This window comes from Alexandriicola marinus (assembly GCF_004000435.1).
Lineage (GTDB): Bacteria > Pseudomonadota > Alphaproteobacteria > Rhodobacterales > Rhodobacteraceae > Alexandriicola > Alexandriicola marinus.
The window spans coordinates 1-13,830 of record NZ_RBVZ01000007.1; the positions used below are offsets into that span (position 1 = coordinate 1).

The following is a 13,830-nucleotide window of genomic DNA, read 5'->3' on the forward strand; positions in this document are numbered from 1 at the left end:
GCTGGCACGGATGAATCGGTCGATCTAGGTTTCACGCGCCTATTGCGGCAGCGGGCGATCAACCCCGGCTGCCGCGGTTCACGGCCCCGATCAAGAGTAAGCGCCCGCCCATCACCCCCTACCCTGCGGCGTCGCAGGAACTGGCGTTCGCTTTTCCTCAAAGCTGATTTTGCTTTTCAAGATCGGCCACCTTGGAGTCGTCCTCTCCATGGTGGCAATGGCACGCAATACCGACTTCAGGCAAGTGCGCGTGCCCGGCGCGGCTCCACGGCAGGCGCGACGATGCCCGCGAAGACGATGAGTCCGAAAACGACCAGAAAAGCCGATCGGAGCCCATAGACTTCGCCGAGCAAGCCAAGCAACGGGGGGCCGACAAGAAAGGCGACATAACCGCAGAACGTCACGACCCGAACGCGGCCGGTCGTGTCCCGACCGGATGCCCCGGCGGCAGATATGGCGATTGGAAACCCGAGAGATGTTCCCAGTCCCCAGAGCACGACCGAGACGGCCGCGATTTCAGGTATCGGTGCGAAGATGACCGCCGCCAGTCCGAGACCGCAGAGAACCGCACTGCCTCTCACGACGGCTGCCGGCCCGAAACGTCGCAGAAAAAAGCCGCCTGAAAACCGTCCGACCGTCATCGCTGTCGCAAAGCCCACAAAGACCAGCGACCCGATCGCGGGAGAGAGACCGTACTCGTCGACCATTAGAATTGGCAACCAGTCGTTTGCGGCCCCTTCGGCCAGCGCAACGGCAAGGACCACGACGCCGATCAGATAGACCTTGATGTCGCGCCAGTAGGGGTCATCGGGTAGGTCTTCACTCTCATGCTGTTCGGAAAGGCCTCGCTTCAGCCCTGTCCCCTCCGGTATCCACCGCATGCAAATCGCGATCGGAACAGCCGAAAATGCCGTGATGATCCCGAGGTGCCAGATGACTGGGACCTCGAGGGCTGCCATCCCGAAGCCGGCCAGCGCGCCACAGACGGTTCCGAAGCTGAAGCAGCCGTGCAGCGCATGCATCAGTGGCTGACCCGATATGTGTTCGACCTCGGCGCCGTCTATGTTGATTGCGATCTCGCAAGCGCCAACTCCGAAGCCGAAAATGGCCAGTCCAAGCGCAACAATCGGCGCGACACCAATCGCGACGCCAGCGGAAAGGACGAACATTCCAATGATTATCAACCACATTCCGAGAAACGTCAGCCTGCGGGTGCCCGAACGACCGACAACAGCCCCTGCGATAAGCAGCCCCGTCATCGCTCCGGCAGACAGCCCCAGAAGAACCAGCCCCATCTGGGCCAGGGACGCATCGATGCCATCTCGGATTGCTGGCGTGCGCGTGACCCAGGAGCTCAAGGTGACGCCCGGTATGAAGAAGAAGACGAACAGAGCGCGCCGCCATTTGCGAAGGTGGTCGGACATCGAGAAGGAACCCGTCAGGAGGAGCGTCAGGACTTTTCTACAGCTTATGTCGGGGACATCCAATCGCCGCATCCCAACAGGGCGATCTTGGTGGCACGGGTTCGGTCAGATGTCTGTCGCCGAATACCGCCAATGCCGCATTGAACGGATGAAGTTGAACCGCTCGCAGTGGCACTGCGCTCGATTTTCGTCAAGATCAGCATAAGACGGTATTGCCTGCGGCGCTCCGGTGAATATCGAGGTGAGGTTCTAGAGGGCTGAGTGACCAAGGCGCGGGATAAGAAGGCGGCGTTGAAAACCGCAGAAATACGCAGCCCCGCACGTCTCGGGCTTCTAGCTACTCAATCAGACTCTCAGCCTCCAGGGCAGAGATTATTTCAAGCGAAACCGGGTCGCCGCCCTAACACGACGGCGTCAATCCGGCGCGGTAGGGGGACAGATCGCGTGAGTTCTACTTGAACCACTTGCCGTCGATGAAATGGACCCGTCTGGACTTCACAATAATCCCTGCAGCCGACATCCCCGACCAGCTCCCTCTTGCAGCCCAAGACGCTTTTGGGCCGAATTGTCAGACGAACCCTTCTTCATGCCGGTCGAGCCTCAAAGTGAGGCAATCTTGCATTCCGATCTACGGACCGTAGTCTGCGGTCGTGTTTCTTCCTCGCACATCATTGCGATGGATGACGATGCTATCTCGGCACGAGATCATCGACACGCGGCAATTCCGACCGCTGCGATGTTCCGTCGACCCGCTCTTGATGCAACGACAGTTGCTCACGCGAACGGACGCATACGAAACTTCCAATCGAACCCATGTCCATTGCCCGATCATTACAGAGCTAATGGACAGGACAAAAGAACGTTACATTCTGGCGTTGAGGTTGACTTTGCCGCCTTGCGGAGAATCAAGAGCCGATCCAAAATTGTCGAATATCGGAGTGATGTCAGCAAATCCAACGGTAACAACGGCCAAGAGCACTCCAGCCAGCACAACAACATACTCGATCGCTGTCGCTCCAGTTTCGTCTCTCCACCATCGTTTGACATTCTTCCAAACGATCTTCTGAATTTTGCGGTCCGGGCCTGTTTTCATTGGTGACCTCATCTTTCAAACCTACTCTAAACTTTCGTAGATCAAAAAAGACTACGGTTCAATTGCAATCTGAAATTTCTCAACCCCGGAAATCCTCGGATTCTTCACTACTGTTGCGAAACTTGAGTTTGCTTCTGACTGACATGATCCGCCATCAACACCCACAGCCGACACTCGACCATGTCCTGCTCACACTATTTTCCTTATGAAGCTCGGTATATTCTATTGCAAGCAGGGTTGAGCTCCCTCCTAACCATCGTCGATGTCGCACAATCAACTTCCTTGAGTCACAGATGAACCAGATAAGGAAACTATGTCAAAGAAGAATTCGAAGTCCGTTGGCATGCTGAAGACAACGGCCCATCTTGGCACTTGGGTGCAAATCGATCGAAGCGCGGTGCATCCCAGAAAGAATCAGGCTGAGTCCTGATTTCTTGAGCCAGCCAGGGAAAACTGTCCCTGCCAACACTTTCGAGTCGTTAATATATCAAAAGATTACAAAGCACCCATTTCGAACCCTCGATAGCAGGATGTAAGAAGAAAGGAACGCGAGCTGATTTGCTGAAGGGCCCCTTCCTTCTCGTGGACGGTATTGACAACACGGCTGTAGCAAACCAAGCAGACCAGCAAAGCTTTTGGAGGCAAGACGATGGGTTCATTTGGCGCGCAGGACTTTCGAACGTCTTGGCCGACGATCAGAAATCTTGCCTTGATCACAGCGGCGGGATCATTGCTCTCTGGATGCGCTGAGCCCGCGAATTGCGACTTCTATATAGTCGTATGTGTTGACGCCGGCGAAGAGGCACCGACCTCCTCCGCTGTGAATGGAAGCGTCGACCAGATCGGCACCACAGGAGCAGACAGTATCGCCAATGAAGCGACCGGCTCTGAAACACCTCAGGACTCTTCCGCGGAAACGTCCGGAGCCGGACCCGAAGCAACCGATCCGATCGTCATCAATGCGACATCGATTACCCGGTATGAGGCGCAGACGGCCGATGGCAGCGGAGGATACCTTGCCGACGTATCCTACGACTCCGCGACTGATAGTTTTTCTGTCATTGGTTTGGCGTTTGACGGAACTGGGGTGTACACACGAAGCTCTGTTCTGCCGACATTGTCGACCCAGAATAGCCGGTCGGTCTATGCGGTTTACGAAAGCCCTGTGCTATACTCGAACCCGGATACCGGGCAGAATATCGATCAGCAGCAATACGTGGCGATCTATGCCGTAAGTGATAATCTGACCGTAGATCAAGATGGCAACACCGTCCCGACGACACGCTTTTCAATCGTTCGGAGTGGCTCATTCTCGGACTTGGGCTTTGGCGGATTTGTGTACGAACGAAATGGCGAGGTGGCGATTCCGGTGACCGGCCAAGTCGAGTATGCTGGAGAATATGCGGGAATTCGCGTATTCGATCAGGACACACGTCTGAGTTATGTCAACGGCTCCATGAACCTGGCGATCGACTTTGATGGATTCTCCGGTGACTCCGCGATCTCTGGCTCAATATCTGGTCGAACCTATTTCAATGAAGAGGGGGTACAGCTGAATACCCTCGACGATGTTGTCACATTCGACGTCGGCTCCGGAATATTGTACGACAACGGTGAATTCTCCGGGTCTTTGGAAAGCGCGAGTGAAGCCGGTACCTACTATGCTGTGATTGGTGGCGATGCCGCGGATGAGGTCGTCGGTGTCATTGTCTTGGAAACCTTGGACCCGGACCAACCTTTGGAGCAGGAAACTGGCGGCTTCATCCTTTATGCCGAGTAAGGGATGAGTTCATCGCGAGTCCATTGATCGTGTGACTTACCGCTCAGAAGAACAGTGAGATCTCGCTTCGACGGTACTGATCGACCAATTCGTCGATCACACCTGTTCAGTCTCACTTCCAGAGCGACGAACCCGACATTTCCTTGATTTTCATCACTGTAATCAGATCGAGAGCCTGTCGGCCGGGCTGACGGCGAGTTGCGATATGCGAAATCCGCCGTGCAGCCCTCCTGACAGGGCCATCGCATCGGGAGCATCGGCGTCCTCGTTGCGACGGAACCTGAGCCTAGCTCACTCCAAGAGTTCTATCTTGGCCAATTGCCAGATACTCAGGGAAAAGAATGTCTCGGTCTGAAGTTCTTTCACATTGTCGAACGGGAACATCAGCCAATATGGTCCCTTTTCCCGGATGCTCATCGTCTCGCCATTCTGCAAACGCGCAACAATCGGCCAGTCTTCGGTGATCCGGTCCGCGGTCAGCCGAACTTTATAGTCGTTCAAAGCGACCAACTCTATATCAGAACCAATTGCTTCAACTCGCTCCAGAACGGACCAAAGCGTCGGCCCCTCGTAGACCATAGGCATTTCCGTCCACGGCGTGCCGGTCGTAATGGAAAGCTGCGGCAATGCCATTAGTTCATCGTCCGTCAGAACAATCTCGGCAGTCGCATTTTCAGAGATTATCGTCAGCTGCGACTCTGCGAAGCTCACCGTCGGGGCGCTGATGCCAAATGAGAGCACGTAGGCAAAGGCGAGTAGGCTGTTTTTGAGTGTCATGGCGTTGATATTCCTTTCGCCGACATGAGTGTTCCTGGCCAAAAAGAGCCATACGCAACAACAAATATGGATGCTGCTTAGTCGAACTGCGACCATCACATATTTAATAGCTAGCATGTGTGAATATGGCGAAGGAAGGTCCGAAATTCTACGCGGACCACAAAGTCGAACCGAACCGCAGGTCGCGCGTCGCTTCCGGCGGATCGGAACATCAGCGGCCAACTGTCGTCGTCCAGGCTCGGATCGAGAAATATCAAAAGGTGATCAAGGGCTGGCTGTCAGCGTTGGTCTGGATGCAAAGTTGATTCGATCCATCGATTTAGATACTTACGTGATTTTTGATTAACCAAAGACATCTCAATTTTTATATGCGTGCGTTGCGCCACAGAACGAATTTGGCATAGTCGGAGATAAGAACTGATTTGTCCCGCTCTCGCCGTGAAATTCATCCTTCTCTCGACAGAATAGGAATTTTGGCTCAACACACGTATTAGGCGAACCGACGTTGAAGCATTTCCACGAGAGACTCGCGCCGCCAAAGGCGACCAGCCTACAGAAGATTTGGCGGAATTTTCCGGGCCTCATTATGGGGTTGTCCGCTTTCATCGTCGGGCTCTTGTTGGTCATAAGTTTCGCCACTCGAATCGGTTCCGTTCAGCGTGAAGTCGATGCCCTGGTCAGCGCGGATCGCGATCAGGGATTGTGGGCGGCGACACAAATTCAGGTCGAACTTCTCGAATTTCAGAGGTTGGTCCAGACAGCCAAATTCTTGCCCAAGGCCTTTGAAGACGACGTTCGCACCGATTTCGACATCGTCTATTCACGCATGAGCCAGGTCATGGATCCGAATCTCGCCTCGGTTTTTCGTGCAGAAGACGACGCATCTTCAATTCCCGACGATATGATCGCGCTGCGTGACGGCATGGCGGAGATAGTTGACACCAGCGACAGTCTTGAACTGAGGGAACTCAACGAACTCCTTAGTCTTGCTGCCGAGGCAAATGACCTGTGGAAACAATCGATCGGGCTCGTTCTGCAGGAAACACGCGAGTACAAGATTTCCGTGCGCCAACGCGCAGCGGAAACATTGAGATCAGTAAAACAGGTTCTTTGGGTTGCGATTGCAACCGCCGTGGCCTTGCCCGTGCTCGTGATCGTCATGCTTCTCTTTCGCGCGCAATACAGGAAGACGCGCCGCCATACTCTGATCGACACACTGACCGGATGTGCCTCTCGTCTGGGATTGCAGGAGGCACTTTCAGGAACTTTCAGAAGGCTCAACGGGGGGTTCAGCGTCGCGGTCGCCGACGTCAACAACCTAAAAGAGATCAACGATCAATACGGGCATCAGGCCGGTGATCTTGTGATTCAAAGCGTCGGCATCGCTCTTAGAAAGATAACTCGTGGAATTGACTGTCCGGCACGAATTGGAGGCGATGAGTTCATCATCCTTCTGGATGCGTCCCCCGAACAGTCGGAACTGATCCTAAGGCGTGCGCAAGAATTCCTGGAGCAGATGTCCGAGACGGAAGATTTCGGCATCCTACCAATGCAGATAAGTTTCGGTGTTGCACAATGCGATGATCCGGCCACCTTCGATGATGCCCTCTCTCTGGCCGATCAGCGGATGTATCGTCAAAAGACCGCAGAGAAAGCGAGACAAACGTCATTTTCCACAGCATCCATCAAGGGATGATCAAATCATGACAAAACTTCGGAGCGTCATCTATCGGAGCAAAGCGCTGGTCGAACCCCTCTCGAACGAGGAGCAGACGCTGATGGACTTTGTCCTGCTCGAGAATCGCAAACTTGGAATAACAGGATTCCTCGTTCGCAATGGCGATGAATATTTTCAGTATATCGAAGGCAAGGAACGCGTCATTCACGATGTTGTCGAACGCATCCGTCGCAATCCCCTTCATAGCGGCTTCACGATGATTGCCGAAGACAGCCCCGAGGAGCGCAACTTTCCGAGATGGTATATGGAGTATTGCTTTCTCGACGAAGAAGAAGCCAAGCAGCACTTCAAGACTGGCGGATCTGACGAAGACCTGGCCGCATCAGTTCTGCAACTGATGAAGAAAAAGGCCGCCAAACGTGGCGAAGTCGGCTTCAGATGTCTCAAGTAACAGTCGCGACGGCGGCATGCCGGCTGATGCGCGCCACGGGCAACGAAAGTAGATGCCGAACGATGCGCCCAGTTGCAGGCGCGCACAGTCGATAATGCCGCTATTCGGCCGACCGCCTCGATAGACGGGCGGCTTCGTCGGGAGCCTGTCGCGTCAGAACCTCTGGGTTGGACGGCGCCGTAGGACCGGTCTTGACACAATCTGCGACGGGACGCGGCAGTTATCGCGGCGGAGACACGAACCAATCGGGTAGTGAGCCGACGTCCGAATACGGCGTTGCCTTCGGTCGTCTGCAACCTGCAGACATTACTGCTATATCTATGAAAAAAATGGTGCGGATGAGAGGACTCGAACCTCCACGGGAGTTACCCCACAGCGACCTCAACGCTGCGCGTCTACCAGTTCCGCCACATCCGCATGTGTTGTCTGGTGGCGGGCTTCTAGCGAAGCTCCGGCGCCTTCACAAGAGAGAAAATGCGTAACCGTTTCCCGAGCAAAGCCGGCAGGACCAGAAGCGCGATTCAAGCGGTGGCCCGGGTGCGAGGGCGGGCGGCATCGTGACCCAACGACCCGATGGCCGGTCAGGGCGGATTGACCTGCCGATGTCGCTGCGCGTTCTCGTCAACATCGCGGGGACGGCCGAGATCATCGTCGCCAATTTCGTGTCGTTTCCCGACCGGCCGCCCGGTGTCTCCGGAAGCCTGTCCGTCGCTCTTGGTGCACAGTCCATCGCTAGGGTCGTGACGCGCCGCCGATCTTCCGGAACAGGAGACCGTCGCGACGACTGTGGGGGCCCTGCCCGATCCGCGGAACGTCAGACCTCTGCCAATGAAAAAGCGCGCCCTGCTTCTGGCGCTTTCGGTCGAGGATCATTACGTCCGGGTTCGCACAACAAAGGGTGACGAGCTGATTCTGATGCGCCTGACCGACGCCATCATCGAAACCGCTCCCGTTCCGGGCGTCAGGGCGCACGGGTCCCGCATGCCTGATCGGGCGGACGTGACGGGAGCATCCGACGATGGTTGACTGGATCATCTCCGAAGGGCTGACCGCGTACGAGACGGCGCTGGCCTTCATGGAAGACCGGGTTGCCGCGATCCGGTCGGGTGACGCGGATGAATGCATCTGGCTGATCGAACACCCCCCGCTCTATACGGCGGGCACGTCTGCGAAACGCGAAGACCTTGTCGATCCCGACCGGTTCCCCGTGTTCGAGGCGCGGCGCGGCGGGCAATATACCTATCACGGCCCGGGGCAGCGCGTGGCCTATGTCATGCTCGATGTCGACAAGCGCGGTCGCGACGTGCGCTGTTTCGTCCGAGACCTCGAGGCATGGGTCATTGCCTCGCTTGCCGAATTCAACATCACGGGCGAAATCCGCGACGGGCGCGTCGGCGTCTGGGTGTCCAGGCCCGACAAGCCCCCCCTGCCCGACGGAAGCCCGCGTGAGGACAAGATCGCGGCCATCGGCATCCGGTTGCGCAAATGGGTGAGCTTTCACGGCATCTCGATCAACGTGGAACCTGATCTGAGCCATTTCGACGGCATCGTGCCCTGTGGCATCACGGGCCATGGCGTCACCAGCCTCGTGGACCTCGGCCTGCCGGTGACGATGGACGATCTGGATATCGCCCTGCGCCGCAACTTCGCCAAGGTCTTCAGCTGATCCGACCCGACCTCAGCGCCCCCGCGTTGCCGAGGCGCCATCAGAACCATGCCGGTTTCGTCCCGCGTCTGGCCGCGGTCCTGCTTTTGTCGATCACTCATTAAGGACATTCGAGCCTGCTCGTCCTGAGCGCCCTCATGCTGGACGCGGCTATTCTGATATTTTGCCCGGACCGCGAGTATCCGCCCGATCGGGTCAAGAGGATCATCGACACCGACCTGGCCATCTTCGATCTGCCGCCACATGCGCACCGATTCGTGCTGGGCAAGAGGCTCGTGTGCGGGTTCACGCTCCATTACCTCGGCCTCTGGGCGCATCATGGCGGAACAGTCCTTGCCGGGCTTGTCCTGACCTCGGCGACCGCTGCCGTTCTGTGGTGGTTCGGACGTTCCTGACGCGCAGACAAACAAACCGGGGCAAGAACCGGCCTGCACACGCCACCGCGGCCTTCCGGGCCGTTGCGGCAGCCCTGTCGATTCCGGGACGCGGTCCGCGGCAGCAACTTGTCCTGACTGCGCCAATTTTACCCATCGGCAAGGCCGTTTAGATTATTGCGACCGGGACGGCTTGTCTCTAGAACCGGGATTAATCGGCGGCGGGACTCGGTTCCGACCGTCTGACGCTGTAGCCAATTCGAGGAGAGCCACATGGCAGACGCCGCCATTCATGGCCATGAACACGAAGACAATCGCGGGTTCTTTACCCGCTGGTTCATGTCCACCAACCACAAGGACATCGGGATCCTGTATCTCTTTGCCGCAGGTATCGCCGGTTTCATTTCCGTCGCCTTCACCGTCTATATGCGGATGGAGCTTATGGAGCCCGGCGTTCAGTACATGTGTCTCGAAGGGGCGCGCCTGACAGCCGCAGCCGTGGGCGAATGTACCCCGAACGGGCATCTTTGGAACGTCATGATCACTTATCATGGTGTTCTCATGATGTTTTTCGTTGTGATCCCCGCGCTGTTCGGCGGCTTTGGCAACTACCTGATGCCGCTTCAGATCGGTGCGCCGGACATGGCGTTCCCGCGGATGAACAACCTCAGCTTCTGGATGTTCGTGGCGGGCACCTTGCTTGGTGTGGCCTCCATGCTGGCGCCGGGCGGCAACGGGCAGCTCGGCTCGGGCGTCGGCTGGGTTCTCTATCCGCCGCTGTCCACCTCCGAGGGTGGCATGTCGATGGACCTCGCCATCTTTGCCGTGCACCTTTCGGGGGCTTCGTCGATCCTTGGCGCGATCAACATCATCACCACCTTCCTGAACATGCGTGCCCCGGGCATGACCATGTTCAAGGTGCCGCTCTTCGCATGGTCGATCTTCATCACAGCGTGGATGATCCTTCTCGCACTGCCGGTTCTGGCGGGCGCGATCACCATGCTGCTGACGGACCGTAACTTCGGGACGACCTTCTTCGATCCGGCAGGCGGTGGTGACCCGGTTCTCTACCAGCACATCCTGTGGTTCTTCGGTCACCCTGAGGTCTACATCATCATCATCCCGGCCTTCGGCATCATCAGCCACGTGATCGCGACCTTCTCGAAGAAGCCGATCTTCGGCTACGCACCGATGGTCTGGGCAATGATCGCGATCGGCGCACTCGGCTTCGTCGTCTGGGCGCACCACATGTACACCGTCGGCATGTCGCTGACCCAGCAGTCCTACTTCATGCTGGCCACGATGGTCATCGCGGTGCCCACGGGTGTGAAGATCTTCAGCTGGATCGCCACGATGTGGGGCGGCTCGGTCGAGTTCAAACCGCCGATGGTCTGGGCGTTCGGCTTCTTGTTCCTCTTCACCGTGGGCGGTGTTACGGGCATCGTGCTCAGCCAGGCCGGCGTCGACCGCGCCTATCACGACACCTACTATGTCGTGGCGCACTTCCACTACGTGATGAGCCTTGGCGCCGTGTTCGGCATCTTCGCGGGCATCTACTTCTACATGCCCAAGTTCTCGGGCCGGATGTTCCCCGACTGGGTCGGCCACGTGCATTTCTGGATGATGTTCATCGGTGCGAACCTGACCTTCTTCCCGCAGCACTTCCTGGGCCGTCAGGGCATGCCGCGCCGCTACATCGACTATCCGGAGGCCTTCGCCACCTGGAACTATGTCAGCTCTATCGGCGCCTTCCTTGCCTTTGCATCGTTCCTGTTCTTCATCGTCATGCTCTTCAAGCTCCTGCTGAGCCCGAAGAACTGCACCGAAGAGAACCCCTGGAACGAATGGGCCGATACGCTGGAATGGACCCTGCCCTCGCCGCCGCCCGAGCACACGTTCGAGCAGCTGCCGAAGCAGTCCGACTGGGACAAGGGACACGCGCATTAGCAGCGCTGACCTGACGACAACAACAAAGGCCCCGCCAGACCGGCGGGGCCTTTTTCATGCCGGCACTCGACCTGGCTCAGTTGTTGGCGGTCAGAGGGTCGATAAGCTCAGGCACCTCGGTGATGATCCCCACGGGAATGCCGCTCAGTTCGGAATGCTTTCGGATCGTATCCTCGCTGTCGGCAAGATAGACGCAGAAGGTCTTGTCGCCCGCGACGTAGGAATGCTGCCACTGGATATCCGATCCGATGCTGGCCAGGGCCTGGTTCGACGCGCGCGCCGCACCGCACAATTCAGTCTTTGAAAACTCGCCTATACCGGGAATGTCACGTTCGATCATGTAACGCTTGAGCATCGCTTGATCCTTTCTGAGGTTGATTGGTTTCAGACAGTCGGTGCCATGGCACCCTCAGCATGCGCCCTCCCGCCCCAGATCCGAAATTCAATTTTCTATCGATCCCGAAAGGTAACCTTTAGCCAAGCCGCTTGATTTTCTCCCCGATTCAGAAAAGCTTTATCAAATGAGCGCGGTGTCCCACCTCAAATCCCTGCAGGCCGTGGAAATGGCTGTCCGGACCGGCTCCCTCAAGGATGCGGCCCAAGAGCTTGGCATCACACCCGCCGCCGTCGGCCAGCGCATCCGGGCGATCGAGGATTACCTCGGAACCGATCTTCTGATGCGCGGGCGTTCGGGCCTGAAACCCACCGTCGAATTGCTCCATGCGCTGGATGATCTGCGCACGGCCTTTGCCGCGCTGGAACGCGCAAGCGATGCACTCGACTTTCAGCGCACTCTGGAAATACACATCGTGGCCGATCCGGACTGGGCCGAATTGTGGCTCTTGCGCCGGCTCGACCGCTTTCGCGAGGCGCATCCCAACATCCTGTTCTGCGTGAACGGAACCGGCGACGTGCCGCTGCGGCTCGGAAGCCCAGATATCCGTGTCCTGCGCGGCCCCGGCGAGGGCGAGCCTCTGTTCAACGAGGTGTTCCTTCCGGTGACCGGGCCCGACAACCCGCGACGGATCGCTGACTATGACAGTGTTCACGGGCTTGAGGGGCTGCCGCTGCTGCATATCAAGCCCCCGCCCGATGGCGCAGCCGCACCGGGCTGGCCGGACTGGTTCGCCACCTTCGGGCACCGCAAATCCGCGCCCGACCGCGGGTTTCACTACCAACATGCCCGCATCGCAATCGATGCCGCCCGCGAAAGCGTGGGTTTCCTGCTGGGCCCTCTCTCTCTTGTCCTTGATGGATTGCAGGATGGACAATTGCTTGCCCCCTTCCCTCTTGAGGAGCACCTCACGGCCGCAGATCCCTACCGGGTCGCGGTCCGCTCCGATGCGGCCAACCGACCACAGGTCCAGCGCTTCGTCGGGTGGTTGCAGGACGAAGCTGCACGCACACATTCGGCGATGGAGGCTTATCTGTCATGACAGGGAACATTCGCCGCATGGAATGCCCCATGCCCGCCTGCTAGGTCAGCCCTCATGCCATACCGCTGGATAGAACCCGACGACGCGACCGCCCCGGCCGAGCTCCATCTCTGGCCGCACCGGTCGTTGACGGCACGCGGCTTCGTGTGGTTCTTCGGCTCGACCTTCGTTCTGGTGTCCCTGCCGCTTCTGGCGGTAGTCGGCTCCCCGATCCTTTGGGGGCTTCTGCCGTTCTTCGTCATCTGCCTTGGCGGCATGTGGCTGGCGATCCGCCGCAATGACCGAGACCGATCTGTCTTTGAACGCCTCTGCCTCGATGCGCATGAACTGCTCATCGAACGCCATGACCCCGGCCGCGACATCCGCCGCTGGTCGACCAATCCCTATTGGGTGCGCGTGCTGCGTTATCCCAGCGAAGGCCCGGTCGAACATTACCTGACGCTCAAGGGCGACGGGCGCGAGATCGAAATCGGCCGCTTTCTGAGCCCCGAGGAGCGGCAGGCGCTTGAAGGAGAATTGCGCCGGGCTCTCGACAATGTCCGCTGATCTCACCGAGGCCTTCGCCCCTAGGCAAGAGCTTGTCCGAACGCTTCTTCCCCATATCGACGCGTCCGACAGCGCGCATGACGCGGGCCATCTTGTCCGCGTTTGGCGCAATGTCTGCCGGATTGCCGCACAGGAAGGCGGCGACATGGATATCCTCGCCGCCGCGACACTGCTGCATGACGCGGTGCATGTCGCCAAGAACGATCCGCGCCGGCCCTTGGCGTCGCAGCTGTCGGCCGATCGGGCGCGGGACGTGCTGGCGCGTTTGGGGTGGGACGACGCGCAGGTCATGCAGGTCGCCCATGCCATTGCCGCGCACAGCTATTCTGCAGAGATCGCGCCGAATAGCCTTGAGGCACAGATATTGCAGGACGCCGACAGGCTCGATGCGATCGGCGCCGTGGGCATCGCCCGCTGCTTTGCCGTCTCGGGCAGCCTCGGCCGGGCCATCGCCCATCCGACCGACCCCGGCGCCGCAAAGCGCCGGCCCGACGACCTGCGCCACGCGCTCGATCACTTCGAGATCAAGCTCTTGCGGCTTGCCGACGGCTTTCAGACCGCAACCGGCCGGGCGCTGGCCGCCGAACGTCACGACAGGCTGGTGGCCTTCCGCGCGCATTTCCTGGATGAGGCCGCACCCACGGTTTGATCGGGCGGC

Annotated in this window: 14 protein-coding genes and 1 tRNA gene; 10 read left to right on the forward strand and 5 right to left on the reverse strand. The window is 58.3% G+C overall.

What is annotated here, in order from left to right:
* Positions 1–236: 236 nt before the first annotated feature.
* Both EP376_RS17070 and EP376_RS17075 read right to left on the reverse strand, forming a co-directional pair.
* Positions 237–1,424, reverse strand: coding sequence for an MFS transporter (locus EP376_RS17070; RefSeq protein ID WP_127656840.1), 1,188 nt, complete (start codon positions 1,422–1,424; stop codon positions 237–239).
* An 862-nt stretch (positions 1,425–2,286) separates the two neighbouring features.
* Positions 2,287–2,517, reverse strand: coding sequence for a Flp family type IVb pilin (locus tag EP376_RS17075; RefSeq protein ID WP_164744964.1), 231 nt, complete (start codon positions 2,515–2,517; stop codon positions 2,287–2,289).
* Between the two features lie 649 nt (positions 2,518–3,166).
* On the opposite strand from EP376_RS17075, the gene EP376_RS17080 reads away from it, so the two are divergent.
* Positions 3,167–4,297 carry a hypothetical protein gene (locus tag EP376_RS17080; RefSeq protein WP_127656842.1) on the forward strand — a complete coding sequence of 377 codons (1,131 nt, stop codon included), beginning with the start codon at positions 3,167–3,169 and terminating at the stop codon, positions 4,295–4,297.
* A 291-nt stretch (positions 4,298–4,588) separates the two neighbouring features.
* Here the strand turns inward: EP376_RS17080 and EP376_RS17085 are convergent, their stop codons facing one another.
* Complete coding sequence (locus tag EP376_RS17085; RefSeq protein ID WP_127656843.1) at positions 4,589–5,074, reverse strand: putative pterin-binding protein; 486 nt, start codon at positions 5,072–5,074, stop codon at positions 4,589–4,591.
* A 505-nt stretch (positions 5,075–5,579) separates the two neighbouring features.
* Here EP376_RS17085 and EP376_RS17090 point away from each other — a divergent pair.
* Entirely contained in the window at positions 5,580–6,770 is a 1,191-nt protein-coding gene (locus EP376_RS17090) for a GGDEF domain-containing protein (RefSeq protein WP_127656844.1), read from the forward strand.
* Positions 6,771–6,777: 7 nt separating this feature from the next.
* Complete coding sequence (locus EP376_RS17095) at positions 6,778–7,203, forward strand: BLUF domain-containing protein (RefSeq protein WP_164744965.1); 426 nt, start codon at positions 6,778–6,780, stop codon at positions 7,201–7,203.
* 330 nt (positions 7,204–7,533) lie between these two features.
* Here the strand turns inward: EP376_RS17095 and EP376_RS17100 are convergent.
* Positions 7,534–7,620 (reverse strand) — tRNA-Leu (locus tag EP376_RS17100).
* A 411-nt stretch (positions 7,621–8,031) separates the two neighbouring features.
* Here EP376_RS17100 and EP376_RS17105 point away from each other — a divergent pair.
* The 4 genes from EP376_RS17105 to ctaD all read left to right on the forward strand — a co-directional run bounded on the left by EP376_RS17105 (position 8,032) and on the right by ctaD (position 11,190).
* Complete coding sequence (locus EP376_RS17105; RefSeq protein ID WP_127656846.1) at positions 8,032–8,229, forward strand: LytTR family DNA-binding domain-containing protein; 198 nt, start codon at positions 8,032–8,034, stop codon at positions 8,227–8,229.
* The gene (gene lipB, locus EP376_RS17110; RefSeq protein WP_127656847.1) at positions 8,222–8,869 is read left to right on the forward strand and encodes a lipoyl(octanoyl) transferase LipB; all 648 of its coding nucleotides are present in this window, start codon (positions 8,222–8,224) and stop codon (positions 8,867–8,869) included. Before EP376_RS17105 ends, lipB begins: the two co-directional genes overlap by 8 nt.
* A gap of 137 nt (positions 8,870–9,006) precedes the next feature.
* Entirely contained in the window at positions 9,007–9,264 is a 258-nt protein-coding gene (locus EP376_RS17115; protein ID WP_127656848.1) for a hypothetical protein, read from the forward strand.
* Between the two features lie 252 nt (positions 9,265–9,516).
* Positions 9,517–11,190 carry a cytochrome c oxidase subunit I gene (gene ctaD / locus EP376_RS17120; protein WP_127656849.1) on the forward strand — a complete coding sequence of 558 codons (1,674 nt, stop codon included), beginning with the start codon at positions 9,517–9,519 and terminating at the stop codon, positions 11,188–11,190.
* A 76-nt stretch (positions 11,191–11,266) separates the two neighbouring features.
* Here ctaD and EP376_RS17125 read toward each other — a convergent pair whose 3' ends face one another.
* Positions 11,267–11,545 (reverse strand): DUF4242 domain-containing protein, encoded by a 279-nt coding sequence (locus tag EP376_RS17125; RefSeq protein WP_127656850.1) that lies wholly within the window; start codon positions 11,543–11,545, stop codon positions 11,267–11,269.
* A gap of 166 nt (positions 11,546–11,711) precedes the next feature.
* Between EP376_RS17125 and EP376_RS17130 the strand changes: the two genes are divergently transcribed.
* Genes EP376_RS17130 through EP376_RS17140 form a run of 3 tightly spaced genes read left to right on the forward strand, consistent with a single transcriptional unit; the run spans position 11,712 to position 13,821 of the window.
* On the forward strand, positions 11,712–12,626 hold the full coding sequence (locus EP376_RS17130) for a LysR substrate-binding domain-containing protein (RefSeq protein ID WP_127656851.1): 915 nt from the start codon (positions 11,712–11,714) through the stop codon (positions 12,624–12,626).
* Positions 12,627–12,680: 54 nt separating this feature from the next.
* On the forward strand, positions 12,681–13,172 hold the full coding sequence (locus EP376_RS17135; RefSeq protein WP_127656852.1) for a DUF2244 domain-containing protein: 492 nt from the start codon (positions 12,681–12,683) through the stop codon (positions 13,170–13,172).
* On the forward strand, positions 13,162–13,821 hold the full coding sequence (locus EP376_RS17140) for an HD domain-containing protein (RefSeq protein ID WP_127656853.1): 660 nt from the start codon (positions 13,162–13,164) through the stop codon (positions 13,819–13,821). Before EP376_RS17135 ends, EP376_RS17140 begins: the two co-directional genes overlap by 11 nt.
* The last annotated feature ends 9 nt before the right edge of the window (positions 13,822–13,830 follow it).

Coding starts and splice junctions, on each gene's coding strand:
- EP376_RS17105 (WP_127656846.1), top strand. CDS start 8,032: ATGAAAAAGCGCGCCCTGCTTCTGGCGCTTTCGGTCGAGGATCATTAC.
- lipB (WP_127656847.1), top strand. CDS start 8,222: ATGGTTGACTGGATCATCTCCGAAGGGCTGACCGCGTACGAGACGGCG.
- EP376_RS17135 (WP_127656852.1), top strand. CDS start 12,681: ATGCCATACCGCTGGATAGAACCCGACGACGCGACCGCCCCGGCCGAG.
- ctaD (WP_127656849.1), top strand. CDS start 9,517: ATGGCAGACGCCGCCATTCATGGCCATGAACACGAAGACAATCGCGGG.
- EP376_RS17140 (WP_127656853.1), top strand. CDS start 13,162: ATGTCCGCTGATCTCACCGAGGCCTTCGCCCCTAGGCAAGAGCTTGTC.
- EP376_RS17075 (WP_164744964.1), bottom strand. CDS start 2,517: ATGAAAACAGGCCCGGACCGCAAAATTCAGAAGATCGTTTGGAAGAAT.
- EP376_RS17095 (WP_164744965.1), top strand. CDS start 6,778: ATGACAAAACTTCGGAGCGTCATCTATCGGAGCAAAGCGCTGGTCGAA.
- EP376_RS17130 (WP_127656851.1), top strand. CDS start 11,712: ATGAGCGCGGTGTCCCACCTCAAATCCCTGCAGGCCGTGGAAATGGCT.
- EP376_RS17125 (WP_127656850.1), bottom strand. CDS start 11,545: ATGCTCAAGCGTTACATGATCGAACGTGACATTCCCGGTATAGGCGAG.
- EP376_RS17070 (WP_127656840.1), bottom strand. CDS start 1,424: ATGTCCGACCACCTTCGCAAATGGCGGCGCGCTCTGTTCGTCTTCTTC.
- EP376_RS17080 (WP_127656842.1), top strand. CDS start 3,167: ATGGGTTCATTTGGCGCGCAGGACTTTCGAACGTCTTGGCCGACGATC.
- EP376_RS17115 (WP_127656848.1), top strand. CDS start 9,007: ATGCTGGACGCGGCTATTCTGATATTTTGCCCGGACCGCGAGTATCCG.
- EP376_RS17085 (WP_127656843.1), bottom strand. CDS start 5,074: ATGACACTCAAAAACAGCCTACTCGCCTTTGCCTACGTGCTCTCATTT.